General features: G+C 39.8%; 24 protein-coding genes and 2 rRNA genes. 8 read left to right on the top strand and 18 right to left on the bottom strand.

Annotation, left to right across the window (positions count from 1 at the left end):
* Positions 1-11: 11 nt before the first annotated feature.
* From AAFN64_RS00130 to AAFN64_RS00095, 8 genes are all read right to left on the bottom strand, one after another.
* Positions 12-671, bottom strand: coding sequence for a CoA transferase subunit B (locus AAFN64_RS00130; protein ID WP_300487625.1), 660 nt, complete (start codon positions 669-671; stop codon positions 12-14).
* A 2-nt stretch (positions 672-673) separates the two neighbouring features.
* The gene (locus AAFN64_RS00125; protein WP_300487622.1) at positions 674-1375 is read right to left on the bottom strand and encodes a CoA transferase subunit A; all 702 of its coding nucleotides are present in this window, start codon (positions 1373-1375) and stop codon (positions 674-676) included.
* Between the two features lie 65 nt (positions 1376-1440).
* Entirely contained in the window at positions 1441-3741 is a 2301-nt protein-coding gene (locus AAFN64_RS00120) for a PBP1A family penicillin-binding protein (RefSeq protein ID WP_300487619.1), read from the bottom strand.
* A gap of 9 nt (positions 3742-3750) precedes the next feature.
* A complete protein-coding gene (locus tag AAFN64_RS00115; RefSeq protein ID WP_300487616.1) occupies positions 3751-4239 on the bottom strand; it encodes a gliding motility lipoprotein GldH in 489 nt (162 codons plus the stop codon).
* Positions 4223-5407, bottom strand: coding sequence for a regulatory iron-sulfur-containing complex subunit RicT (ricT, locus tag AAFN64_RS00110; RefSeq protein ID WP_347758792.1), 1185 nt, complete (start codon positions 5405-5407; stop codon positions 4223-4225). Before ricT ends, AAFN64_RS00115 begins: the two co-directional genes overlap by 17 nt.
* Before the next feature lie 187 nt (positions 5408-5594).
* Complete coding sequence (locus AAFN64_RS00105; RefSeq protein ID WP_136403557.1) at positions 5595-5825, bottom strand: ferredoxin; 231 nt, start codon at positions 5823-5825, stop codon at positions 5595-5597.
* Positions 5825-7066, bottom strand: coding sequence for a peptidase U32 family protein (locus AAFN64_RS00100; RefSeq protein ID WP_300487608.1), 1242 nt, complete (start codon positions 7064-7066; stop codon positions 5825-5827). Before AAFN64_RS00100 ends, AAFN64_RS00105 begins: the two co-directional genes overlap by 1 nt.
* Before the next feature lie 6 nt (positions 7067-7072).
* On the bottom strand, positions 7073-8437 hold the full coding sequence (locus tag AAFN64_RS00095; protein ID WP_300487605.1) for a rhodanese-related sulfurtransferase: 1365 nt from the start codon (positions 8435-8437) through the stop codon (positions 7073-7075).
* Between the two features lie 258 nt (positions 8438-8695).
* Between AAFN64_RS00095 and recA the strand changes: the two genes are divergently transcribed.
* The 4 genes from recA (at position 8696) to AAFN64_RS00075 (ending at position 12232) form a co-directional block, all read left to right on the top strand.
* Positions 8696-9700, top strand: a complete 1005-nt coding sequence (gene recA / locus AAFN64_RS00090; protein ID WP_300487602.1) for a recombinase RecA — start codon at positions 8696-8698, stop codon at positions 9698-9700.
* Positions 9701-9800: 100 nt separating this feature from the next.
* Complete coding sequence (locus AAFN64_RS00085; protein ID WP_347758789.1) at positions 9801-10211, top strand: hypothetical protein; 411 nt, start codon at positions 9801-9803, stop codon at positions 10209-10211.
* Positions 10212-10223: 12 nt separating this feature from the next.
* Positions 10224-10775 carry a sigma-70 family RNA polymerase sigma factor gene (locus AAFN64_RS00080; RefSeq protein WP_300487596.1) on the top strand — a complete coding sequence of 184 codons (552 nt, stop codon included), beginning with the start codon at positions 10224-10226 and terminating at the stop codon, positions 10773-10775.
* The gene (locus AAFN64_RS00075) at positions 10772-12232 is read left to right on the top strand and encodes an outer membrane beta-barrel protein (RefSeq protein WP_347758787.1); all 1461 of its coding nucleotides are present in this window, start codon (positions 10772-10774) and stop codon (positions 12230-12232) included. The genes AAFN64_RS00080 and AAFN64_RS00075 overlap by 4 nt, the downstream gene beginning before the upstream one ends.
* Before the next feature lie 54 nt (positions 12233-12286).
* Here AAFN64_RS00075 and AAFN64_RS00070 read toward each other — a convergent pair whose 3' ends face one another.
* Positions 12287-13045: a lysophospholipid acyltransferase family protein gene (locus AAFN64_RS00070; RefSeq protein WP_347758786.1), complete on the bottom strand. Its 759-nt coding sequence runs from the start codon at positions 13043-13045 to the stop codon at positions 12287-12289.
* A 121-nt stretch (positions 13046-13166) separates the two neighbouring features.
* On the opposite strand from AAFN64_RS00070, the gene trpS reads away from it, so the two are divergent.
* Positions 13167-14138, top strand: coding sequence for a tryptophan--tRNA ligase (gene trpS / locus AAFN64_RS00065; protein WP_347758785.1), 972 nt, complete (start codon positions 13167-13169; stop codon positions 14136-14138).
* Between the two features lie 33 nt (positions 14139-14171).
* Here trpS and dprA read toward each other — a convergent pair whose 3' ends face one another.
* Complete coding sequence (dprA, locus tag AAFN64_RS00060; protein ID WP_347758783.1) at positions 14172-15275, bottom strand: DNA-processing protein DprA; 1104 nt, start codon at positions 15273-15275, stop codon at positions 14172-14174.
* A 229-nt stretch (positions 15276-15504) separates the two neighbouring features.
* On the opposite strand from dprA, the gene AAFN64_RS00055 reads away from it, so the two are divergent.
* Together AAFN64_RS00055 and AAFN64_RS00050 are read left to right on the top strand one after the other, a co-directional pair.
* Positions 15505-16452 (top strand): SPOR domain-containing protein, encoded by a 948-nt coding sequence (locus tag AAFN64_RS00055; protein ID WP_347758781.1) that lies wholly within the window; start codon positions 15505-15507, stop codon positions 16450-16452.
* 67 nt (positions 16453-16519) lie between these two features.
* Positions 16520-17035, top strand: coding sequence for an acyl-CoA thioesterase (locus AAFN64_RS00050; RefSeq protein WP_136403568.1), 516 nt, complete (start codon positions 16520-16522; stop codon positions 17033-17035).
* An 89-nt stretch (positions 17036-17124) separates the two neighbouring features.
* Here AAFN64_RS00050 and AAFN64_RS00045 read toward each other — a convergent pair whose 3' ends face one another.
* The 6 genes from AAFN64_RS00045 to AAFN64_RS00020 form a co-directional block, all read right to left on the bottom strand.
* Positions 17125-18411: a peptidoglycan DD-metalloendopeptidase family protein gene (locus AAFN64_RS00045; protein ID WP_300489864.1), complete on the bottom strand. Its 1287-nt coding sequence runs from the start codon at positions 18409-18411 to the stop codon at positions 17125-17127.
* Positions 18412-18431: 20 nt separating this feature from the next.
* Positions 18432-19199, bottom strand: coding sequence for a DUF4292 domain-containing protein (locus tag AAFN64_RS00040; RefSeq protein WP_300489861.1), 768 nt, complete (start codon positions 19197-19199; stop codon positions 18432-18434).
* The gene (locus tag AAFN64_RS00035) at positions 19199-20551 is read right to left on the bottom strand and encodes a tetratricopeptide repeat protein (protein ID WP_347758778.1); all 1353 of its coding nucleotides are present in this window, start codon (positions 20549-20551) and stop codon (positions 19199-19201) included. Before AAFN64_RS00035 ends, AAFN64_RS00040 begins: the two co-directional genes overlap by 1 nt.
* Before the next feature lies 1 nt (position 20552).
* Entirely contained in the window at positions 20553-21563 is a 1011-nt protein-coding gene (locus tag AAFN64_RS00030; protein WP_347758777.1) for a sugar phosphate nucleotidyltransferase, read from the bottom strand.
* Positions 21564-21642: 79 nt separating this feature from the next.
* Complete coding sequence (gene dut / locus AAFN64_RS00025; RefSeq protein WP_300489853.1) at positions 21643-22077, bottom strand: dUTP diphosphatase; 435 nt, start codon at positions 22075-22077, stop codon at positions 21643-21645.
* Positions 22078-22135: 58 nt separating this feature from the next.
* A complete protein-coding gene (locus AAFN64_RS00020) occupies positions 22136-23605 on the bottom strand; it encodes a polysaccharide biosynthesis C-terminal domain-containing protein (protein ID WP_347758775.1) in 1470 nt (489 codons plus the stop codon).
* Positions 23606-23750: 145 nt separating this feature from the next.
* Between AAFN64_RS00020 and AAFN64_RS00015 the strand changes: the two genes are divergently transcribed.
* Positions 23751-24230 carry a hypothetical protein gene (locus tag AAFN64_RS00015; protein ID WP_347758773.1) on the top strand — a complete coding sequence of 160 codons (480 nt, stop codon included), beginning with the start codon at positions 23751-23753 and terminating at the stop codon, positions 24228-24230.
* 166 nt (positions 24231-24396) lie between these two features.
* Here AAFN64_RS00015 and rrf read toward each other — a convergent pair.
* Together rrf and AAFN64_RS00005 are read right to left on the bottom strand one after the other, a co-directional pair.
* A 5S ribosomal RNA gene (gene rrf, locus AAFN64_RS00010) occupies positions 24397-24506 on the bottom strand.
* A gap of 107 nt (positions 24507-24613) precedes the next feature.
* Positions 24614-24723 (bottom strand): 23S ribosomal RNA (locus tag AAFN64_RS00005); the annotation flags it as partial.

The following is a 24723-nucleotide window of genomic DNA, read 5'->3' as shown; positions in this document are numbered from 1 at the left end:
ACGGCTTCGTATTAATCAATTTTCATTTCCGGAATATCCCCGTCAATAATAAGATTTGCTTCCGTAGCCTTGATAATTTCTTCAACCGTTACGCCCGGTGCTCTTTCCAATAGCTTAAATCCGTTTGGTGTGATTTCCATAACAGCCAACTCGGTTACTACTTTTTTCACGCATTTTACGCCCGTTAGCGGTAGCGTACATTCTTTTAAGATTTTAGATTCTCCGGCTTTGTTTACGTGCATCATGGCAACGATAATATTTTCGGCCGACGCTACCAAATCCATAGCACCACCCATACCTTTTACCATTTTCCCCGGAATTTTCCAGTTGGCGATATTACCGTTTTCCGATACTTCCATCGCACCCAGAATCGTTAAATCTACGTGTTGTCCACGGATCATTCCGAAACTTGTAGCCGAATCAAAAAAAGAAGCTCCCGGCAATGTAGTGATGGTTTGTTTTCCAGCGTTGATCACATCGGCATCTTCATCTCCTTCAAACGGAAAGGGTCCCATACCCAAAACTCCGTTTTCACTTTGGAATTCCACACTAATTCCCTGTGGGATATAGTTGGCTACCAATGTCGGGATTCCAATTCCAAGGTTAACAAAATAACCGTCTTTTAACTCCTGTGCAATTCTCTTTGCAATTCCAATTTTATCTAATGCCATGATTACTGTCTTTGTCTTACTGTGCGTTGTTCGATTCTCTTTTCATATTTTTCTCCCTGGAAAATTCGTTTTACGAATATCCCCGGAATATGAATCTGGTTCGGATCCAATGTTCCGGCCGGTACCAATTCTTCAACCTCAGCAATTGTGATTTTTGCAGCACCCGCCATACAGGAGTTAAAGTTTCGTGCCGTTCCTTTAAAGATAAGGTTTCCGGCTTCGTCTCCTTTCCAGGCTTTAACGATCGCAAAATCGGCTTTATAAGCCTCTTCCATCACGTGCATTTTTCCATTAAACTCACGTACTTCTTTCCCTTCGGCTACTTCGGTACCATAACCTGCCGGTGTAAAAAAGGCCGGGATTCCCGCTTGTGCCGCACGACATTTTTCAGCCAGGGTTCCCTGTGGCGTTAATTCCACTTCCAATTCACCGCTCAACATCTGACGCTCGAATTCTGCATTTTCACCTACATACGAAGAAATCATTTTTTTAATCTGACGTTTTTGCAATAATAATCCCAATCCAAAATCGTCTACTCCGGCATTGTTGGAAATACAAGTCAGATCCGTAACATCCATTTTTACCAACTCGGCAATACTGTTTTCCGGAATTCCGCAAAGTCCGAAACCGCCCAACATAATGGTCTGCCCGTCTTTTATATCGTGTAGCGCTTCCTGCACACTACTTACTTTTTTATTAATCATATCGTGGTTGTTTAATTTTGGTTAAAAATATAAAAAAAACGCCTTTTTAAAAAGGCGTTTTGTATTTAGAAATCAAATTCTTCTGTTGTCGGCTCTTCGACTGCTGTACTGTCGACCACTTTTTTCGGTGCCCAACAATCTACTTTTATCGAAAGGTTGGCCGGTCGTTCGAATGGTTTCTGCGAAACATTCAATTTGTCGTCGGCATAACATTTTTTCATAAACAATCCCCAGATTGGAAGTGCCATCGTAGCTCCCTGACCCATTTGCGTACTCTTGAAGTGCGCCGATCGGTCTTCGTTTCCAACCCAGACACCCATTGCGAGGTTCGGTACCATTCCGATAAACCATCCGTCACTGTTGTTCTGACTGGTTCCCGTTTTACCGGCAATCGGGTTTAAGAACGCATACGGTAATCCGGTTACCCTTTTATAGGTTGGTCCGCCCGATCCATAACGCAAACGCGCTCCCGAACCGGATTCGGTTACCCCTTCCAATAATTTGATAATCGCATAGGATACGTCTTTACTCAATACGTCTTTTGATTCCGGAATGGATTCGTATAAAACCACTCCGTTTTTATCTTCAATTTTAGTAATTACCTGTGGTTTCATATAAACACCCTGGTTGGCAAATGTACTATAGGCCGCTACCATGTCACTTACCGTGATTTCAACCGCTCCTAATGCAATTGCCGGACGCTCCGGAATGTTCGAACTTACTCCTAATTTTTTAGTCAGGTCTACTACCGCATGTGGTCCTACTTTGTCCATCAATTTCGCCGAAACGGTATTGATTGAGTTGGCCAGTGCCGATTTTAACGTTACCAGTCCTCTATAGTTTCCACTGGAGTTTTTAGGCGTCCAGTCGGCATCAATTCCATAACGCCCTTTTGGCATCGTAAACGGTGAATCGTAAATGGAATCACATGGCGACATTTTTAATTGTTCGATCGCTGTGGCGTAAACAAACGGTTTAAATGTCGATCCCACCTGACGCGCTCCCTGTCCTACGTGATCGTACTGGAAGTGTTTGTAGTTGATTCCTCCTACCCAAACTTTTACATATCCGGTTTGTGGCTCCATGGCCATTACTCCGGTTTGTAAAAAGTGTTTGTAATAGATAATAGAATCTTTCGGAGTCATAATAGTGTCTTTTTCGCCTTTCCAGGTAAATACAGACATTTTTGTTTTGACATCGAATGATTTTTTGATCTGATCTTCTGCAATTCCTTTTTCAGACATAATACGCCAACGCTCGGAATTTTTCATCGATCGCTCGATGATTTTTCGGGTTTCCTCTGATGTAATATTGATAAACGGTGCGTTTTCGTTTTTCTTCTGCTGAATAAAAAATTCTTCCTGAAGATTCGCTAAATGCTCGTCTACCGCTTCTTCGGCATATTCCTGCATACGGGAATCGATCGTGGTATAAATTTTTAATCCGTCGCGATAGATATCGTATTCGCCTCCACCATCTTTTTTAGGGTTTTCTTTTACCCATTTCTTCATAAATTCACGCAGGTATTCTCTGAAATACGTTGCTTTTCCTTCGATGTGACTTTCCGGTGTGAATTTTAATACGATCGGCTGGCTCTGATAATATTCTTTTTTCTCTTTGGTCAGGAAATCGTTTTTCTCCATCTGACGCAATACGACATTACGACGGTCTCTTACTTTTTCCAATCGACGGATCGGGTTAAATAAGGATGGATTTTTAAGCATTCCCACAAACATCGCAGCTTCGTCTACCGTTAGGTCTTTCGGTTCTTTTCCGAAATATACTTTGGCAGCCGAACGGATTCCTACTGCGGTATTTACGAAATCGGCTTTGTTCAGGTACATCGCGATAATTTCCTGTTTGGTATACTGACGCTCCAGTTTGGTGGCAATGATCCACTCTTTCGCTTTCTGAACAATACGGAACGGCAGGAATTTCGAGCCTTCCCCGTGGAATAATAATTTGGCCAGCTGTTGTGTAAGCGTACTCGCTCCACCGCTTCCTCCAAAACTTAAAACAGCACGAAGTGTTCCTCTGGAATCGATACCGGAATGTTCGTAAAAACGTTCGTCTTCGGTAGCGATCAATGCTTTTACCAAATGATCCGGTAAATCGGCATATTTAATAGGGGTTCTGTTTTCCAGATAAAATTTACCGATCGTTTCACCATCTGATGAAATGATTTCGGTCGCCACATTGGAATTCGGGTTTTCCAGCTCGTCGAACGACGGCATCGCTCCGAATAATCCCCATGAAGCAAAAAGGAAGAATAGTATGATTCCTCCAAATGCGTAAAGAAAAAATTTCCAGAATTTCTTTACGTAAGGTGAAAAATCTTCTTTCTGATTTTTATTGTTTTGTGCCATTTTATTGAGTTATTCTGCTTTTTCAATTCTAAATCCAACTTCCGAAATACCTTGTAATTGATCCAAACCGGATACTTTACCGGTTTCGCGAACCGCCTGCTGAATGTTTACGGTATATTTACCCACTTTTGGAAAACGGGAGTTTTCTTTATACCATAACTTGCTTTCCTTAATATCGGAAAAACCATCACCCAGAAGCGTTCCGTCTTCTTTGGCCATCTGATATTCCAATGTATCCACTTTGGTCACTCCATCCGGCTGTAACATCGATACAATCAGGAATAAATTATTAAACGGATAACTATTGTTATTTCTTATGTTTACAAACATATTATAGTTGGTTATCGTATCGTTCTGGTCGAAAGCGAACGTTACTTTCTGGCCTTTATGCCAGGATCCGTCTATTTCCTGATATTCATCAAAAACTCTACTCTTGTCGCACGACAAGAATAATACCGATAGTAATCCTACAACTAAAAAATTATTTTTTCGGAGCATTTTTTTCTTTTGAAGAATTGTTTGAAGAATTGTTTGGTTTACGTTTTTTATTAGGTCTTTTCTTTTTCTTAGGTTGATCAAAACGTGTTAAACTGTCTTGTCCAACTACGTTTTGGAAGTTATTTTCTGCCGCTTCTTCGGTGATTTCAATAGCAAAATCTTCGATTGCAGCGACTTTCTTTTTCTGTTTGTTGATTGCGATGATTTCCTTTACCTGTTCGATTTGTAATACATGCCAGTGTGCAAAATCATTCGTATAGGCAAACCACATTAAACCTTTAAAGATGTCAAGTTTCTGACAAACCGCGTCACCTTTTTCGGTATATAATTTGGTTTCCATTTCCGGAAAATCTTTTAAAGCATCCAGATACGTATCCAATTCGTAGTTTAAACAGCATTTCAGTTTTCCGCATTGTCCGGCCAGTTTTTGTGGATTTAATGACAATTGCTGGTAACGTGCCGCCGCAGTATTTACGCTTCTAAAATCGGTTAACCAGGTCGAACAACACAATTCACGTCCGCAAGAACCTACACCGCCTAAACGCGCCGCTTCCTGACGGAATCCCACCTGTTTCATTTCGATACGGGTGTTAAATTCTTTTGCGAAATCTTTGATCAGTTGTCGGAAATCGACTCTGTCGTTTGCGGTATAATAAAAGGTCGCTTTGGAAGCATCTCCCTGGAATTCGATATCGGAAATTTTCATTTCCAGATTTAATTTGATGGCAATCTCACGAGCGCGTACTTTCATCGGCTCTTCCTTATCGCGGGCTTCAATCCAGATATCGATATCTTTTTGTGTTGCCTTGCGGTAAATTTTAGCTACTTCTCCTTCGGAATCTACATTTTTTTTCTTCATCTGGATTTTAACCAGTTCTCCCGTAAGCGTTACAATTCCCACATCATGTCCCGGTGAAGCATCGGTAGCGACAATATCACCAATACTTAGGGTTAGTTTTTCCGCATTCCTGAAAAATTCTTTTCTCCCGTTTTTAAAACGAACCTCAACACAGTTGAATGGTTCCTGGCCTCCGGGCAGGCTCATGTTGGATAACCAGTCGAAAACCGTTAGTTTATTACAACTGTCGGTACCACAGGTTCCATTATTTTTACATCCCCTAGGAGTTCCGTCTTTGGCGCTCCCAGTGGAACAGTTTGTACATGCCATATGCTTTGAATATATATAGATCGTGACCGTGTCACTACTTGTTCGTAAAATGTTTTTGTGTGTAAAGATACTATTTTTTAGCATCATTCATATACCGTTCCCGGTGGCGACCTCCAAATTATGAAAAAATTAAAAGCCTGTTACATTTTTTATAACGTAACAGGCTTTTTATAAAGTAATTCGGTCTTTAGATTTCTTTTACCGTGATGATGTTTACCGGACAGGCTTTGGCGGCCAGTTCGCAGTTTTCGGCTATCGTATGATCCGGTGATTTTAAGGTGTGAAACCCTTTGGTATCGACCGCTTTTAGTAGCACCGTTTTTCCGTCTTTTTTCGACATCTGAAACTGACCCGGCGCCATTTCGACACAATAATTACAACCGATGCATTTGTTCCGCTGTAAGGTTACGATTACCATCAGGCTTCTACAATTTTATACAGTTTATCGGACAAACGGATACGGAACGGTAGTTTAATCGTACAGCTGTCGCCACGAGTAGCTTTATCGGTTGCCGTATCATTGACGAACATTTCTTCAATGATCATTTCCTGCGCTCCGGTACTTGGCCCGGTAATTAATACCGTATCTCCTTTTTTAATATCGTAGGCTTCGATTTTAAATTCGCCGATACCGGATTTTTGATAAAAATGCATGCCTTTTCCAACATACACTTTTTTCTGTGTCGCGTTCGATCCCGGATTATCACTCCACTCTCCCAGTTTCTGACCTAAATAGTAACCCGACCAGAAACCGCGGTTGTAAACCGTATTCAATGCTTCCATCCATTCGGCAACTTTTTCTTTGGAATAGGTTTTGTCGTAATACGCATCAATCGCTTCCCGATATGTCTTGATCACGGTTGCCACATATTCCGGCGCACGACCGCGTCCTTCAATTTTTAGTACCTGTATTCCGGAGTCAATTACCTGATCCAGGAAATCAATCGTACATAAATCTTTTGGCGACATCATGTATTCGTTATCAATTTCGATCTCAAATCCGGATTCCTGATCGATAACCGTGTATTTTTTTCGGCAGTTTTGTTTGCACGCACCGCGATTGGCCGAGGAGTTATGCGAATGCAGGCTCAGATAGCATTTACCCGATACCGCCATACATAACGCTCCGTGACCGAATATTTCAATTTCTACCAAATTTCCGGATGGTCCTTTGATTTGTTCTTTTTCGATTTGCTCGGTGATTTTTTTAACCTGACGTAAACTCAATTCACGGGACAATACCATGGTATCGGCAAAAAGGCTGTAGAATTTTACCGTTTCGATATTGGTCACATTCAATTGTGTTGAAATATGCACTTCGATTCCCAGGGTTCGGGCCGAGGCAATTACCGCCTGATCGGAGGCAATCACGGCTGTTATATTTGCCTCTTTCGCTTTGGTCAACAATGTTTTCACAACCGACAAATCGTGATCGTATATAATCGTGTTAAGCGTCAGATAGGTTCTTACATTTTTGGCTTCGCAACGTCGGGCGATTTCCGGCAGGTCATCGATGGTAAAATTCACCGTAGACCGGGCACGCATATTTAATTGTTCAACACCAAAATACACCGAATCGGCACCATTATCCAATGCAGCCTGAAGCGACTCAAAGTTCCCTGCGGGAGCCATGAGTTCAATTTTTCCAGAGATTGTCATCGCTATTTATTCGGTGATTTTAAACAATTTATCCGACAAACGAATACGGAACGGTAAGGCAAAAGTCACTTTATCTCCTTTAACTGCTTTTTCGGAAGCAGCTCCGTTAACCTGCATTTTTTCTACGGTTACTCTTTGTTCCCCGGTAGTCGGACCAACAATAAGGATGGCATCTCCAAGGTTCAATTCTCCGTTTTCGATTGTAAATTGTCCCACCTGTGCTTTCGGGTAGTAGTGTTCGCCTTTTCCGATCAACACTTTTTTTACCGCGATACGCTGACGGATTGATTTTGGTTTTTCCGCAACGGCAACAGCCAAGGGTTGTTCGGCAGAGGTTTCCGATTTTTTAAATTTCAAGGCATCCGATTTTCCTTTTTTGAAAATCATATTCCCATTTTTGATACCACGACGTAACTGCACCTGTTCTACCAACGTCATATGTGTAATCTCCTGACATTCGGACGAACAACAGTTTTCCATAGCCGCTTTACAGTCGTCACACTGAATAAATAACAGGTGACAACCTTCGTTCGCACAATTGGTATGATTGTCGCATGGTTTTCCGCACTGATGACACTGAGAAATAATATCATCCGTAATACGTTCGCCTAAACGATGGTCAAATACGAAATTTTTACCGATAAATTTACTTTCCAGTCCTTCTGCTTTTACCTGGCGTGTATATTCAATAATTCCACCTTCCAGCTGGTATACGTTTTTAAATCCTTTGTGCCTGAAAAAGGCACTCGCCTTTTCACAACGGATACCGCCGGTACAGTACATCAAAAGATTTTTATCTTCTTTATGATTGGAAAGTTGTTCTTCTATAATTGGTAAGGATTCTCTAAACGTATCTACGTCGGGCGTAATGGCGCCAACAAAATGTCCGATTTCACTTTCGTAGTGATTTCTAAAATCCACTACAATGGTGTTCGGATCTTCCAGCATCGCATTAAAATCAGCTGCTTTTAAATGTATACCTTTATTTGTTACATCGAAAGTACTATCGTCCAAACCGTCTGCAACGATTTTGTGACGCACTTTGATCGTCAACTTCAAAAACGAGTGATCATCATGCTCTACCGCTACATTCAAACGAATGCCTTTCATAAAATCGTAGGCTTCGATGGTATCTTTAAGTTCGTAAAAATGATCGGCAGGAACCGACAACTGGGCATTAATCCCTTCGGTTGCTACATAAATACGTCCTAAAACACCTAACGGGTTCCAGGCTAAAAATAAATCGTCTCTGAATTTTTTCGGATCTTCGATGTGTGCATACGCATAGAAAGACAAAGTAAGTCTTTGTTGGCCCGCTTCGTCGATAAGCTGAGCTCTTTCTTCTGCGCTTAAAGTGTTATACAGTTGCATGCTATAAACGTTTAAGTGAGATACTATGTTTGGGACTCTAATTGGAAGAATCCGCGGCAAAGATACAAAAATCATTTGGGAAACAAAACGCTCTTTTTATTTTCCATTCCATTCGTTTTCAGCAGGATTAAAACTGTTTTGTACTTTTTCTGCCCTATTCCGGAACAGATTTTCCGATGTTGATAACATCCTGTTTGAAACTTAAAAAAAAGCACTATTTTTACAAAAAATAAAAGCCAATTTTTAAGACAAAGAAAGATGAGTGCAGATAAAGAAGCGAAGTTAAAAGCGTTACAATTAACGCTGGACAAACTAGATAAAACCTACGGAAAAGGTACCGTAATGAAACTTGGAGACAGTGCTGTAGAAGAAGTGGAGGCTATTCCTTCCGGTTCTCTTGGAGTTGACTTGGCTTTGGGTGTAAACGGATATCCACGTGGTAGAATAATTGAAATTTACGGACCGGAATCTTCGGGTAAAACAACCTTAACCCTTCACGCTATTGCCGAAGCGCAAAAAGCCGGAGGTATCGCTGCTTTTATCGATGCGGAACACGCTTTCGACCGTTTTTATGCGCAAAAACTGGGTATCGATATCGACAACCTGATCATTTCACAACCGGATAACGGGGAACAGGCTTTGGAAATTGCCGAAAACCTGATCCGTTCCGGAGCGATCGACATTGTAGTTATTGACTCGGTGGCGGCTTTAACACCAAAAAGTGAGATCGAAGGCGAAATGGGTGATTCTAAAATGGGATTACACGCACGTTTAATGTCACAGGCATTGCGAAAACTAACCGCTACGATCAGCAAAACAAACTGTACCGTTTTCTTTATTAACCAGTTGCGTGAGAAAATCGGAGTTATGTTCGGAAATCCGGAAACCACTACCGGTGGTAACGCGCTTAAATTCTACGCATCGGTTCGTTTGGACATCCGTAAATCATCACAGATTAAAGATGGTGAACACGTTATCGGTAACCGTACAAAAGTGAAAGTCGTTAAAAATAAAGTAGCACCACCATTCCGTACTGCCGAATTCGACATTATGTATGGTGAAGGTGTTTCGAAAGTGGGTGAAATTTTAGATTTGGCCGTTGATTTCGAAATCATCAAAAAAAGCGGATCCTGGTTTAGCTATGGCGATACCAAATTAGGTCAGGGACGTGATGCTGTAAAATCCCTTATTAAAGATAATCCGGAATTAATGGATGAATTAGAACTTAAAATCAAAGATCTAATCAAACAACAGGAAGCTTAAATAAAAAAACCCGAAAAAAAATTCGGGTTTTTTTTATTTTATGACGCAACCTTTTCTATTTTCGTTTATCTACCTATAAAGCAACAAAAGTAAAATACAAATGAAAAAGATATTGGCCCTGCTTTTTTGTATTATTTTTCTTAGTGCATGCACTTCAGATTCTGAATTGAAAGACATTTCTTTTGAGTTGTTACCCGTTCAGGATGTTGAATTACCAAGCACTTTTAAAGCAGGCCAACAAACGGTAATTTATCTAAAATATAAACGACCTACTAACTGCTATTCATTTAATGGCATTTATTACGAGAAAAACGGCAACACAATTACAATGGCAGTTGATGCCCTAAGACAAAACCTGAGTAACTGTGAAACCGTAAACGAGAATTCTTTTGAAGTGGACTATCCATTGTTCATTAAAACTTCAGGGATTCACGTGCTACGATTTTGGCAAGGAAAAAATGCCCAGGGCATAGATCAGTTCTTAGTCCGGGAGATTGATGTACAAGAATAAAATGTAATTCGTTTGAGTTTCGAGCAACTAATATACGAGTGTAGAAATAATGACCGCAAAGCCCAGGAACAGCTTTACAAGCTCCTGTCCCAAAAGCTTTATGCCGTCTGTATGAAGTATTCCCGTAATTATGCCGAAGCCGAAGACAATTTACAGGATGGTTTTATTTTACTGTTCAAAAAGATTGATCAGTATCAGTTTAAAGGTTCTTTTGAAGGTTGGGCAAAACGATTGATGATTAATAACATTCTACAGAAATACCGCAATCAGGGTGTTTATGAATTAGTGAATGACAATATTATTGATCAGAATCCAACGGTCGATTTTGACGATGAAGATGTCTCTTTGGATTATCTGATTTCCATCATTCAGGAATTACCGGATCGCTACCGATTGGTATTTAACCTTTATGTAATGGACGATTATTCCCATAAGGAGATTGCAGAAATGCTAAACATTACGATAGGAACCTCAAAATCAAATCTGGCAAGGGCCCGGATGATTTTAAAAGAAAAAATTGAAACACAACAACACAACAGAAAAGTAGTCATCTCGGTACAATGAGTGAAAGAAAAAATATAGATCGTCTTTTTCAGGAAAAATTCAAAGATTTTGAAGCGATTCCTCCAAAAAACGCATGGGATAACATTTTATCCGAATTGGATGGCGAAAAGAAAAAACGCAGGTTTATCGCCCCATTCTGGCTAAAACTTTCGGGAATAGCCGCTGTTTTTTTATTGGGGTTTTTAACCGCTACCTATTTTATTTCCAATCCGGGAACGGGTACTGTTACCAATGCTCCTATGGTAAATTCGGGTAACGGACAAGACCATACAGGTGTTACTAATAAGAACAGCAATGGCAACATCAACGATAAAAACGGCATCGTAACCGAACCGGCAAATGCTATTGTAACAAATGAAAATACTGTAAAAGGCAACCGTAACGCTTCCGACTTTAATCCGGGATCTGAAACAACCGCCAGAAAACAACAGCAACAAAACGCTTATAAAAATTATAAAAAACACCGCAATACATCTATCGCAGCTGTTAATGGCCGTAAAAAAACCAATACAGAATCAACCGATAAGTTATTTGCCGAACGCAATACAAACGAAGGCAATTCTAAAAATAACGGGCGTTTTAAACCCTTTAATTTTAAGAAAAACAATACGATTGCCAATTATATCGTAATGCCTAAAAAAGACAGTTCCGAAATCGCTAAGATCGAAGAACAGGAAAATGCACTGGAAAAAGTTCAGAAAGAAAAATTCCTGGTTGCCGAAAAGAAAAAAATAAAAGACAAAGAAACCAAAGTTTCCCGTTGGTCGGTTACCGCTTTAACCACGCCTGTATTCTTTAGTTCTACTTCGAAAGGATCGCCAATTGACAATCAGTTTGCGTCTAATACGAAAGACTATGAAAATACGATGAGTTACGGATTAGGCGTACGCTATGAGTTAAACGACAAGCTTACGCTGAGAGCCGGTATCAACCGACTTGCTTTCGAATACAACACCGATAATATTGTGTATTACGAAAGTTCGAATGCGCGTTCTTTACAAAATGTAAACCAAACCAAAAACAATATTCAGATTCAGAATAAAGATTATAACAATTTAGCCACAGGACCCAACGGAGAAGTTATCGAAAAGATGAATTCCGGTTCCTTAACACAGCGAATGGGTTATATCGAAGTTCCAATGGAGTTATCCTATAAATTAATCGACAAGAAATTTGGAGTCGCTTTAATTGGAGGTTTCAGTACTTTATTCCTGAATCAAAACAAGATTGATCTGGTATCGCCGGAGTTGAATACAACTATAGGAGAAGCCAACAATCTAAATAATGTACACGTAAGTAGCAATATCGGTGTAGGTGTTAAATACCGCTTCGCAAAAGCATTCGAAGCCAATTTTGAACCTACCTTTAAATATCAACTGAACATGTTCAGTAATGATGCCGGAAATTTCAAACCGTATCTGTTTGGTTTGTACACCGGTGTCAGTTATAGATTTTAAGCTTTTAGTTAGTTAGCTTGAATTTTAGTTAAGTTGAAAAAGCACTCTTTTGGGTTAGAGTGCTTTTTTGTTTTTATACATTTCGAGTAATTCGCTCAGTATCGTTTCTCTTACTTTTTCTTTAACCTCTTTTCTATCCTCCATTGTTTTTCCTGCCGTTACGACCGGTTGGTGTATTTTGATTCGCATACGTCCCGGACTTCCGCTAAAAAAAGTAAAGGAAAAGCGTTCTTTTACGTCGCCAAATGTCATCGGTACAATTGGAATCTGATGTTCGATCGCCAGTCGGAAAGCACCGTCTTTAAATTCATCCAACAGTACATTTTCGTTATCCGGTACGCCGCCTTCCGGAAAAATACAAATACTCAATCCTTGTTCCAGACGTTTTTGTGCTCTTTTAAAGACTTCAAAACGACTTTTGGAACTGCTTCGATCTACCAAAATACAGGTACGTTTATAGAAAAATCCGAAAATCGGAATTTTAACCAGCTCTTTTTTTCCTACAAAAACAAACGGGTTGTCTTTAACCAACATCAACATCAGCATGATATCGATCATTGACGTATGATTGGCAACCAGCATATAACTCTTTCCTTTTTCCAGTTCCGCTTCCTTTTCCAGCGTATAGCGGAATCCCATTCCGTAGAATATAATTTTAGCCCAGATCCGGGCCAGAATAAAAAACTGCGGATATGTTTTTTCCGATAGTATCGAAAGAAATAAAAAAGGGAATAATAGAATAATCGGTACCGTTACCAACACATAGAACCAGATCCGCCAAAGAGTCCAAAAAAGGATTTTTACTATTTTCATTCGTCTTTTTAATTGTTTTTGATTATCAGGACCTTTTTGCCCTTTGTTTACAGTAATCAAAAGTAAGAATTCTCCAAAACTTTTTACTAAAACCGTTACCTTTGCGAAAAATAATTTAACAATGGCAAAAATCTTAACCGGTGTTCAAAGTACAGGAACACCACACTTAGGAAATTTACTCGGCGCTATTTTACCGGCTATTGAAATGGCCAACAAGCCCGAGAACGAATCTTTTCTTTTTATTGCCGACTTACATTCGGCTACACAGATAAAAGACGGGAAAACATTACGTGAAAACACCTATAGTGTTGCTGCAACCTGGCTTGCATGCGGTTTGGATATCAATAAAATTACGTTTTACCGCCAGTCGGATGTACCACAAACAGCAGAACTAGCCTGGTATCTGAGCTGTTTTTTTCCCTTTCAGCGTCTGACTTTAGCCCATTCGTTTAAAGACAAAGCCGATCACCTGAGCGATGTTAACGCCGGATTGTTTTCGTATCCGATGTTAATGGCCGCCGATATTTTATTATACGATGCCGAATTTGTTCCGGTTGGAAAAGATCAATTACAGCACCTTGAAATCACACGGGATGTTGCTTCACGATTTAATCACCAGATGGGAGAGACTTTTGTTTTACCGGAAGCTAAAATCGAAGAGCACATTATGATCATTCCTGGAACGGACGGTCATAAAATGAGTAAATCCCGAAATAATTTTATCAATATTTTCCTGGATGATAAAGCATTGCGCAAACAGGTTATGAGTATCGAAACGGATAGTACGCCGCTGGAAGCTCCTAAAAACCCGGATACGTGTAATACTTTTGCGATCTATAAATTACTGGCAACTCCGGAAGCGATCGAGGCAATGCGCGCCAACTATCTTGGCGGTAATTATGGCTACGGTCATGCCAAACAGGCGCTGTTCGAACTGATCGTGGAAAAATTCAGAAAAGAACGGGAACAGTATCATTACTATATGAACCATCTGGACGAAGTAGACGCACTGTTGCAAAAAGGAGCCGAAAAAGCCGGCGCAATTGCCAGTGGCGTTCTGAAACGCGTTCGTGAAAAATTAGGATATTTATAAAAAACAGAGAGGAGCATTCCTCTCTGTTTTGTTTTACAGTATTTCGAATAATTTTCCCGGTAGCGGACGGATTACCCCTTTTAGTTCCATCCGCAATAATAACGATGATACTTTATGAACCGGAAGCGCACAGTTGCGCGCAATCAGATCGAGTAGCTCTCTTCCATTTTGGGATAGAAAATCGTATATGCGCTGTTCGTCTGGTTCCAATTCCACAAAAAGTTGCTGTTGTACGGCTTTTTCGGCAACCTTTTCGATATCCCAGTTAAGCATATAAACCAGATCGGCGGCTTCCGTTAGTATATGCGCCCGTTGCGTTTTTAAAAGCGTATGACATCCGGCACTAAACATATCGGTAGCTCTTCCCGGAACGGCAAAAACATCCCGATTATAACCACCGGCCATATAGGCCGTGATTAACGCTCCGCCTTTTTCGGCACTTTCGATGACGATAGTTGCTTCCGATATACCCGCTATAATACGATTTCTCCGAATAAAATGTTCCCGTTCGGGTTTGGTATCGCTCCAGAACTCCGTTAGAAAACCACCATTTTCCATAATCGGATGTTGAAACGGGGCATGAGTCGCCGGATATATCCTGTTTAAACCATGTGCCAACACCGCAACGGTTTGCAGTTTGTTTTCCACCGCTTCCCTATGTGCCGTTATATCGGTTCCATAGGCAAATCCGCTGATGATTACCGGATTCCACGGCGCTAAATCGGCAATTAGCTTACGACAAAACGCAATTCCATGACTGGTTATTTGTCGCGTTCCTACAATGCTGATTATTTTTGACTGTTCCAATCGGATGTTTCCTTTCGAAAATAACAGTACCGGACCATCATTGCAATATTTCAAATGACATGGATAAGTCTCTTCTTTAAAAAATGCTACCTGAATGTTGTGTTTCCGAATAAATTTCAGTTCCGCTTCTGCAGCACTAAAAACCGTCTTATCCCGAAGTTTATTACAAAGTATTGCGCCAATCCCTTCTACCGCTAACAATTCTCCGGATCGGGCACCAAATATTTTTTCGGCTTCTCCAAAGTGATTTAGCAATCTTTTTGCAATCACATCCCGTATTCCCGCTACTTTTAAAAGTGCTAATGTGTAAAACAATTCTGTATCTTTCATGGCGTATAATCGAATAAAGCAATTAGTAAGTTACTCCTTTCGAATCATATTTTCAAATTGTCTGTTCCAACGGGCAAATTCTGACCTTTATTCGGTCGTATTTAGCCTTAATCCTGGATACCTCCCAAACAAATAACTAACAACCAATGGTTTACAACTATATTTTAATTGTTAATAAAATTTGTTGATAAAATTTGGGATTCACTATTGAATATCTAATTTTGTAGATATGAAGATAGAAAACTACATCTCGGCTTTGTTATATCGTTATCAATGTGTTACCGTTCCTGGGTTTGGCGCATTTTTAACCGAAATCCAATCGGCACAACTGAATGGAAGTACGAATACGTTCTATCCTCCTAAAAAGTTGGTGTCTTTTAATCCACATTTGAAAAACAACGACGGCTTGTTGGCCAATCATATCTCATTACAGGAAAACATGCCGTATGAAGAAGCGGTACGTGCTATCCAACACGAAGTAGGTACCTGGATTGAAAAGCTACAACGTCGCGAAGCATTAGCTTTAAAAAACATCGGGGAAATAACCGTTAACTCTGAGTTTAACTGGGTTTTCGAACCGGTAACTTCAGTAAATTACCTTTCGGATTCTTTTGGACTGACTTCAGTCGTGTCGCCTTCCATCAAACGGGAAGTATTAAAAGCACAGGTTGAAGAACTGGAAGAAAAAGCGCCGATTATCTTTACGCCGGAAAGAAAGAAAAATTATTCCTTCCTGAAATATGCCGCTGTTTTTGCCTTATCGTTAGGGGTTGGCGGTGCTACATATAAATCGTATTACGATCAGCAAATCGAAAAAGAAAATATCCTTGTTAAAAAAAATGTACAGGAAAAAGTACAGCACGAAATTCAACAGGCTACGTTCTTTATCGAAAGTCCACTACCTCCGGTAACGCTTAACGTTAAAGACACACGAACAAAAGTGATCAAACCATATCATATTATGGCCGGTGCTTTTAGAAGTGAATCCAATGCGGAACGTATTTTTAACGAATTAAAACGCTTGGGTTACGAACCGGTTCGTCTGGAAAAAAACAATTTCGGGCTTTATCCCGTTTTATACGGTAGTTTTACTTCCTATGCCGATGCTCAGGAAAAATTACGAGAAATCCATAAACACCATAATAAAGAAGCCTGGGTGCTTATCAAAGAACTTTAAAATTATCAAATCCTGAATTTTTCAGGATTTTTTTATGCTTCTATTGTTATATTTGCAATAAAAAAAGATGCAAGAAAGATTTCCATCCGATTCTATCACTGTTTTGACCGATTTGGTATTACCCGGTGAAACCAATCCTTTAAATAATCTTTTCGGAGGTGAATTGTTGGCACGTATGGATCGTGCGGCCAGTATTACAGCCAGAAGACATTCCCGTCGTGTTTGCGTTACCGCTTCGGTAAATCACGTGGCCTTTAACCGGGCAATTCCGTTGGGAAGTGTGGTTACGGTCGAAGCAAAAGTATCCCGTACTTTTAAGACATCCATGGAGATTTTTATTGATGTATGGATCGAAGATCGCGAATCGGGTATTAAAAATAAAGCAAATGAAGCCATTTATACGTTTGTTGCCGTTGATGAAACCGGACGTCCTGTAGAAGTTCCGGCGATAGTGCCACAAACCGAAGAAGAGAAAAAACGCTTTGAAGCCGCATTGCGCCGCAAACAGTTAAGTCTGGTACTTGCCGGTAAAATGAAGCCGCATGAAGCTACCGAATTAAAAGCCCTGTTTATGCAGGAATAAAAAAATCCCCTTGAAAATTCAAGGGGATTTTTTTATTTACTGATCACACCTGACAGGTTTTAAAAACCTCTCAGGTGTAGCCCTACTATTTACATATTCGCCAACCAGCTTTGTGGATTTAGTGTTGTCGTATTTTGTGAAATCAGGAATTTCAGAACCGCCCTACCGGATGAGTTGGTATGGATCTCACCAATACTTTGTTTGATCGATACTTTGTCTCCTTTTCCAACAAATACTTTACTTAAATTCAGATAAACGGTAACATAATCCCCGTGCTGAATAAATACCGCTCTATTGTTCGCTGAAATCACCTGTACCTGTAGTACTTCGCCACCAAAAACAGCTCTGGCATTGGTTCCCGGTTCGGTACTAATTTCCACACCACTGTTGTGAACAATAAGACTTTTATGAATCGGGTGCGGTTGATCACCAAAACCTAAGGATACGAATCCTTTTTCTACCGGCCATGGTAAACGCCCTTTATTGGCTCTGAAATTATCCGCTAAAGCTTTTCCTTCCGGTGTCAGATAGAATTTTGTAGTCGATTCGGCTGCCGCTGGTGTTGCTTCAACTTTTTCTACTTTTTTACCCGCTGCTTTATTACGCGCTGCTAATGCTGCCGCCGCTTCTCTAGCTTTTCGGTTCGCTTCGGCAATTGCTTCACGAATTAAACGCTGAATTTGTCGGTCGATTGCTTTGGATTCTTCTTGTTTTTTCTTGATGTCTCCAGCCAGTTTTTTCTGGTCTTTCTGGATTACTTTCATCAATTTTTCCTGTTCTTTTTTGTCATCCTCCAGTTCGTGTTTTTCCTTTTCACTTTCGACAATCAGTTTTTCTTTAGCCTTTTTCTTGGTTTCTAAAACAACTGTAGCATCCTGAAGTTGCAGGGTTTTGTTTTTGATTTCCACCCCTTGCATTTTTCGGAAGCTCGCATATTGTTTCATATACTGAATCCGTTTGTAGGCCTGTAAAAAGTTTTCCGAAGAAAGGACAAACATAATACGACTTTGTTCCGAACGACTTTTATAGGATTTAACAATCATCTTGGAATAATCTTCCTTTAAAACCGTAAGTTCCCGCCCAAGCTTGTTAATTTCAAGTTGTTTTAAATAAATATCGTCTGTCAATAACCGCGTTTGTTTTTGCGTGGTATTGATTAATTTTTCGCTTAATTTGATTTTGGTGTTCTGCTGTGATATTTGTACCAATACCGATTTCTCCTTCTTTTTTTCGGTTTGAAGGAGTTTCTGTACTTCTCGGATTTCTTTCTGGATTTGCGCTTTTCGCTCCTCTAGCTGACGTTGTTTGTCTTCCGTCTGCGACCAGGAGATTACGGATAGCAATAACAACAATATACTAAAGCGGGTTTTGTACATTTTTTATATTTTTTTCAAATTTAATCAATAATTATTTCTTCGTAGCCTTCCGGAATCGTATACGGGAAATTCAGTTTTTCGTCGAAACTAATACTGTTATAACTTACTTCGATTTTGACTTTTCCTTTTTCATAGGCATCGATGTTCATACTCAACGGCAATGTTGCCTTATCGTAGGATTTATAGGCCGGATAGTTTACTTCCAGCGAACGTAACGGATTTTGTTGCGAAACAATCTGATCTTTTAGCAGGAAATTGGCGCCTTCAAACAAAAATTCTTTGACAATGTTGTTGCCTTCTTTTGTTTTCAGTTTGTATTTTTCCCCTTCGATCGAGACATTGTATTTCGTTTTTGTCAAATCGTCGATCGCTCTTCCCAACAATAGGTTTTGCACTTTGTTAAAATCAAGATCGGTTCCCAGCCATTTACTTAATAAACGGTAATCCCCGTCAAAATATTTCCCGTCTTTGCTGTAAAAACTTACTCTTTCGGGTGTGATCAGTGCTTTGGCTACCGTGATCAATCCTAAAGCGCGAGCGGTTACCATAATGGTTTCGTCTTTTTTAATCCGGATATCACAGTTTATCGACAAGGCTGTTTTTCCATCGTCATAGCTTACCGTACTTCTGATACTGGCTGTCTGAAAATCGAGCTTATTGGCATAATGCCCCTGAATGATCTTCGAAACTTCCACTTTTTCGGATGCGCCCTGTTCGGTCACAATATTTTGTTTGGATTTACAGGATACCAACACTATCAGGATTAGTACGATACTTATTCGCTTCATTATTTTTTCTGTTTTAACAATTGATCGGCTTTGATAAAATAGCTTTCTTTTTTCTTTTCATCACCCAAACCGTGGTAGGCTTCCCCCATCTGAATATTCAGGTTGATTTCCAAGGCTCTGTCTTCTACTACAAAATCCATTCCTGTTTGTAATAACTCGAGGGCTTTTTTATAATTTTTTAATTGATTTTGCGCCATCCCTGCAAAAAAGTACAACTTTGCATGCGTTGGAAATAAATCCAGATAGTCTGTTGCTTTTTTGTTAACCGCATCATATTGTCCGGTATCGGTATAGGCCTGTAACAATAATTCTATCGTGCCAATGTCGTCGTTTTTGCGGCTCAGACTTTTTTCAAAGTAAGCAATCGCGTCGGCATATTTCTTTTTTTCCAGAAAAAATGTTCCGATTTCTTTCGGTACGTTTACATTCGGATCTTCCGACAAATAATCGACTGCCTGTGCCAGTTCCTTTTTAAAGGAATTGGTATTGTTCGAAAAGATCAGGAATTCGTTTAGTACACGATGTTTGATTTTAGCATCGATTTTTTTGCTTTTTAATACCAGAAACATGGCATCGGCGGCTTTTTGCGGTTCTCTGTTATTCAGATGAAATTTAAAAAGACTTACCTGTGCCCAATCGGAAGTCGGAATTGCTTTTTCCAGTTTTTTGGCCACTTCCAGTGCTTTGTCTTCCTGATTGCTTTCGGAATACAAATAGATCAGCTGGATATAGTTACTTTCCTCGGTCGGATTATTTTTAATGGCCTGTTCGAGGTTTTCCTTTTCCGGTTTACGATATTTGGCATCACTCAGGATTTGCAGTTTGTACATTTCCAATGTCGAAGTTAATCCGGTCGTTACATCCATTTCATTGATCAGCGCTAACGCTTTATCAAATTGTTGGGTATACATATATAAAGACACCAGATCGTCCTGGAACTTTTTGTCGAAACTGATCAGCTTCTGCACAACCGGAATCGAACGGTTAAAGTCTTTGGTTTCGTAATAGACGTCATACAAACCATTCCAATACCACCGTTGTTTCGGATCCAGATCAATGGCTTTTTGAAACGATTTTTCGGCTTCGGCATAGTTTTTCTGAGCCAGGAAATTTTTTCCCAGTTCGTGATGAATTACCGGATTTTCCGGTTGCGTTTTAAGACATTTATAAAGCGATTGTATGGCTTTATCATAATTTTCGATTCCTTTTTGTTTTAACGATTCGTAGAAATTATTCTGGAATTCGTCGTTTTCCAAAGCAATAGCATCCGGTTCCTGTTGTGCCGATACCGTTACCGGAACACTCAGAAACCCGAGCAATGTAAAAATTATAAGCTGTCTTTTTATTTTCATCTTATTCTAAAACGGAATAATCTCCAATACTAATACTGGTAAAATTACCATCGAACGACGCGTGATTTCCGATCATCGCATTGTCTAATGTGGCATTTTTAATGGTGGCATTGGTTTGTACCAAACTGTTTTTAATGGTACTGTTTTGTACCGTCGTTCCTTTGCCCAACGATACATTTGGTCCTACCGTTGCGTTAATCAATACCACATCGTCCCCGATAAAACACGGTGGAATGATGGTTGAATTTTCATTTTTGATGGTCGCCGAAACCAGGTTTTCTCCATCGTTATGTAAAAAGTTCAACATTCTGGAGTTGGTTTCTACGGTTACGTTTTTGTTTCCACAGTCCATCCATTCGTCTACCGTACCTGGAACGAATTTCAGTCCTTTTTGTTTCATATTTTCCAAACCGTCCGTTAGCTGGTATTCGCCACCTTTTACGACATTATTGTCTAATAAATATTGTAGTTCACTACGTAGGGTTTCACCGCTTTTAAAATAATAAATACCGATGATCGCCAGATCGGAAACAAATTCTTTTGGTTTTTCTACAAAATCAACGATCTCATTTTTATCGTTTAATTGTACTACACCAAAAGCACTCGGATCTGCTACCTGTTTTACCCAGATTACGCTGTCGGCGGTTGTGTCTAAGGTAAAGTCGGCTCTAAAAAGCGTATCGGCGTAAGCTACCACAATTGGTCCCGACATACTTTCTTTGGCGCATAGAATCGCATGTGCCGTTCCCAACGGTTCATTCTGATAATAAATCGTTCCTTTTGCTCCTAATTTTTCAGCAATAGCGATTAATTCACCCGGAACTTTGTCGCCAAAATCTTTGTGAATAATGAATGCTATTTCTTCGATTTCCTGATTTAAAACTCCGGCAATATCTTCTACCAATCGGTGAACTATAGGCTTACCGGCAATCGGAATTAACGGTTTTGGTACCGTTAAAGTATGTGGTCTAAGTCGTGATCCACGACCGGCCATAGGGACAATTATCTTCATTTATGCTATGTATTTTAGGGGACGATGACTTGACGAGCAAGCATCATTTATATATTAACGGGGTTTTTCTTTTTATCGTTTATTTGACACCGGTACTTCCGAATCCGCCTTCGCCTCTTACGGTTTCCGAAAGTGTTTCCACCAACTCCCATTCGGCTCTTTCATGTTTGGCAATTACCAATTGTGCTACACGTTCTCCATTTTCAACCACAAACGGTTCATTGGATAAATTTACTAAAATAACACCTATTTCACCGCGATAATCAGCATCAACTGTTCCGGGGCTGTTTAATACGGTGATTCCTTTTTTAAAAGCCAATCCGCTACGAGGGCGTACCTGTGCTTCATATCCGATCGGTAATTCGATAAAAAGTCCGGTTTTTACCAAGGCTCTTTCTAACGGATTTAAAGTTATCGGATCGGTAATATTCGCTCTCAGATCCATTCCGGCTGAGGCTATCGTTTCATATTCGGGTAATGCGTGTTGTGATTTATTAATTATTTTTATGGTCATTGTATATTTATTTGCTTTGCGTATTCTATTTTGCAATTGTCTTTAAAATTAGAAAAAATCAGGCAACTTTTTTCTTCATAATTCGTAATAACGTATCTTTTTCGTTTCGGTAGATAAAATATCCGAAAACCAGGATCGCCAATACCCCAAAATAGTAATTGTGGAGTGCCGGAACATAAAAGGAAAGTCCGGCCAAGACTGACGAAACAATCAGATAGCCCAGGATTCTTTTTTTATCATAGGGTATCGGATAGTATTTATTCCCCATAAAATAGGAAATACTCATCATGGTTCCGTAGGCCGCCAGTGTTGCGATGGCCGATCCCATATAACTATAGGTCGGAATTAAAGCATAATTTAGCACCAAGGTAACGACAGCACCAACAATGGAAATATAAGCGCCCACTTTTGTTCGGTCGATTAATTTGTACCAAACCGATAAACTGGTGTAAATCCCCAAAAAGAAATTCGCCAGAATAATAAGCGGTACCACTTTCATTGCTTCCCAATAACTGCTGTTTGGAACCAGAACCTGTTTTAGGATATCGGCAAAAACGATAACTCCTAATAAGATCATCGAACCAAAAATGACAAAGTATTTGGTCACAACCGCATAAGTTTGCGGTGCGTCTTTTTTGTCGGCATGATTAAAAAAGAACGGTTCGATTCCCAACGTATAGGCCGTTCGGAACAACACCATAAAAAGGCCGAGTTTATAGCAGGCCGAATAAGCCCCTACTTCTGCTTTGGCAATATTTTGCGGCAATAGTTTTCCCAACAAAATTTTATCGAAGTGCTCATTAATTCCGAATGCCAGTCCGGCGAACAAAATCGGTAATCCATAATCCATCATATTTTTCCATAGCGGGAAATTGAAATGCCATTTTAATCGGACATAATCCGGCAGGAATACCAACAGCGTCGCTAAACTCGCAATCAGATTGGCAATAAAAATATAGCCTACCTGATAATCGTGAATATAAAAACTACTGATGAATCCGTCGGGATCAGCTTTGGCTATTTTAGGAAGGAATACTAAAAAGAAAACGTTTAGCCCTACGTTAATCGTGACATTGGCTATTTTGATCACCGCATATTTAATCGGGCGCTGAAAGGCTCTGAGTTTGGAAAACGGTATCACTACCAAAGCATCCAAAACCAAAATCCAGATGGCATAGGTTACAAATTGGGTTTCCACATCGGCCCATTCGGCCAGCGTGCTCCGGAACAATAATCCCATGGCCAGGAATAACATCGACGACCAGAATAACGAAATGGTAGTCGTTTCAATGACGCTTTTTTTGTTTTCCTCTTTGTTGTAAAAACGGAAAAAAGCCGTTTCCATTCCATACGAAAGGATAACGTTAAAAAAGACCATCCAGGAAAGAACAATGGTTACATTCCCATAATCGCTCTTTGGCATTAGGTCCGTATGAAGGCGAACCAGTAAAAAGCTAAGCATTCGAGGCAGTACCGTTGCTACGCCGTAGATAAATGTTTGCTTGAATAGGTTTTTATATAATCCCAAAATATTTGCTTATAACGAATAACGAACAAAAATAGGCATTTCTTTTTGTTTATTAATGCTCCTGTTTTTCTATTCCCGTCAGTATTTTACACATCGTCTAAAAGAATTCCAATATAGTTTTATATTTGATCAAAATAACTTTAAAATGGAAACACCAAACTGTTATCTTGAATTTGATTTTCCAGATGAAACTACTTTTTACGATCTAAAAACTGTTTTTGACAAATTCAAGCTGTCCCGGGATCGTAACCTTGAAAGAGATGATCAATATTGGTTTGATTCATTTCCGCAATATGCCTTATCGCGATTCTGGTTTCTGGATACCGATATAAAACCCATTTATCCCACTGTGGAACAGTCCAATGGCAACTGGCATTTTTATTCGTTAGTGGAAGTACTTTATAAGGATTATGAAATTGATTTTGTCGATTTAAGAAAGCTTGGTTCGTATAAAGGGATATTAGAGTATATGCCATATTCGTATCCATACGGTGGAACCGGAGGTTTTATTGCACTTTTAAAATCCTTTGCCTGTATTCCTACAAGTGCTAATGATGGAACCGGGCTTTATAAAATTGTTTTTAATCCCGATGGAACTTATGCCTTTACGGATTTAAATGTTTAATCTATCAATTCGTAACTCTCAAAATATAAAAACCGGAGCTTCTCCGGTTTTTTTATGTTTTGTTTGGAACAGGAACACCTGACAGGTTTTGTAAACCTGTCAGGTGTAGAAGATGTAAAGTTATATAAAACAAAAAACCCTATCCGTTTGGATAGGGTTTTCAAAAGAAAGGCGGCGACATACTCTCCCACAGGATTGCAGTACCATCTGCGCAGGCGGGCTTAACTTCTCTGTTCGGAATGGGAAGAGGTGAGCCCCGCCGCAATAACCACCTTAAATCGTTGATTATACTAAAGGTATAACACTAATATTGTAACATATTGAGATAAAAAATCAAACAACTTTCAGAAAGACTTCCCTTCCGCCTTGCGGCGGAAGGACACGTACATAAGCTTACGGGTTATTAGTACTACTCGACTATGACATTACTGCCTTTACATCTATAGCCTATCAACGTGGTCATCTTCCACGACCCTTTAAAGAAATCTCATCT

This window comes from Flavobacterium sp. CAU 1735 (genome assembly GCF_039888695.1).
Classification (GTDB): domain Bacteria; phylum Bacteroidota; class Bacteroidia; order Flavobacteriales; family Flavobacteriaceae; genus Flavobacterium.
The sequence above is the reverse complement of the archived record's forward strand: the minus strand, read 5'-3'. Positions and strand labels throughout refer to the sequence as shown.

Bases quoted from the DNA above. Each gene is read 5' to 3' on its own strand.
- AAFN64_RS00120 (WP_300487619.1), bottom strand. From the start codon at position 3,741: ATGGCACAAAACAATAAAAATCAGAAAGAAGATTTTTCACCTTACGTA.
- trpS (WP_347758785.1), top strand. From the start codon at position 13,167: ATGGCAAAAATCTTAACCGGTGTTCAAAGTACAGGAACACCACACTTA.
- AAFN64_RS00015 (WP_347758773.1), top strand. From the start codon at position 23,751: ATGGAAACACCAAACTGTTATCTTGAATTTGATTTTCCAGATGAAACT.
- AAFN64_RS00050 (WP_136403568.1), top strand. From the start codon at position 16,520: ATGCAAGAAAGATTTCCATCCGATTCTATCACTGTTTTGACCGATTTG.
- AAFN64_RS00115 (WP_300487616.1), bottom strand. From the start codon at position 4,239: ATGCTCCGAAAAAATAATTTTTTAGTTGTAGGATTACTATCGGTATTA.
- AAFN64_RS00085 (WP_347758789.1), top strand. From the start codon at position 9,801: ATGAAAAAGATATTGGCCCTGCTTTTTTGTATTATTTTTCTTAGTGCA.
- AAFN64_RS00070 (WP_347758786.1), bottom strand. From the start codon at position 13,045: ATGAAAATAGTAAAAATCCTTTTTTGGACTCTTTGGCGGATCTGGTTC.
- AAFN64_RS00130 (WP_300487625.1), bottom strand. From the start codon at position 671: ATGGCATTAGATAAAATTGGAATTGCAAAGAGAATTGCACAGGAGTTA.
- AAFN64_RS00055 (WP_347758781.1), top strand. From the start codon at position 15,505: ATGAAGATAGAAAACTACATCTCGGCTTTGTTATATCGTTATCAATGT.
- AAFN64_RS00125 (WP_300487622.1), bottom strand. From the start codon at position 1,375: ATGATTAATAAAAAAGTAAGTAGTGTGCAGGAAGCGCTACACGATATA.
- dprA (WP_347758783.1), bottom strand. From the start codon at position 15,275: ATGAAAGATACAGAATTGTTTTACACATTAGCACTTTTAAAAGTAGCG.
- AAFN64_RS00075 (WP_347758787.1), top strand. From the start codon at position 10,772: ATGAGTGAAAGAAAAAATATAGATCGTCTTTTTCAGGAAAAATTCAAA.
- AAFN64_RS00095 (WP_300487605.1), bottom strand. From the start codon at position 8,437: ATGCAACTGTATAACACTTTAAGCGCAGAAGAAAGAGCTCAGCTTATC.
- AAFN64_RS00040 (WP_300489861.1), bottom strand. From the start codon at position 19,199: ATGAAGCGAATAAGTATCGTACTAATCCTGATAGTGTTGGTATCCTGT.
- AAFN64_RS00030 (WP_347758777.1), bottom strand. From the start codon at position 21,563: ATGAAGATAATTGTCCCTATGGCCGGTCGTGGATCACGACTTAGACCA.
- AAFN64_RS00105 (WP_136403557.1), bottom strand. From the start codon at position 5,825: ATGGTAATCGTAACCTTACAGCGGAACAAATGCATCGGTTGTAATTAT.
- AAFN64_RS00045 (WP_300489864.1), bottom strand. From the start codon at position 18,411: ATGTACAAAACCCGCTTTAGTATATTGTTGTTATTGCTATCCGTAATC.
- AAFN64_RS00035 (WP_347758778.1), bottom strand. From the start codon at position 20,551: ATGAAAATAAAAAGACAGCTTATAATTTTTACATTGCTCGGGTTTCTG.
- AAFN64_RS00100 (WP_300487608.1), bottom strand. From the start codon at position 7,066: ATGACAATCTCTGGAAAAATTGAACTCATGGCTCCCGCAGGGAACTTT.
- ricT (WP_347758792.1), bottom strand. From the start codon at position 5,407: ATGGCATGTACAAACTGTTCCACTGGGAGCGCCAAAGACGGAACTCCT.
- dut (WP_300489853.1), bottom strand. From the start codon at position 22,077: ATGACCATAAAAATAATTAATAAATCACAACACGCATTACCCGAATAT.
- recA (WP_300487602.1), top strand. From the start codon at position 8,696: ATGAGTGCAGATAAAGAAGCGAAGTTAAAAGCGTTACAATTAACGCTG.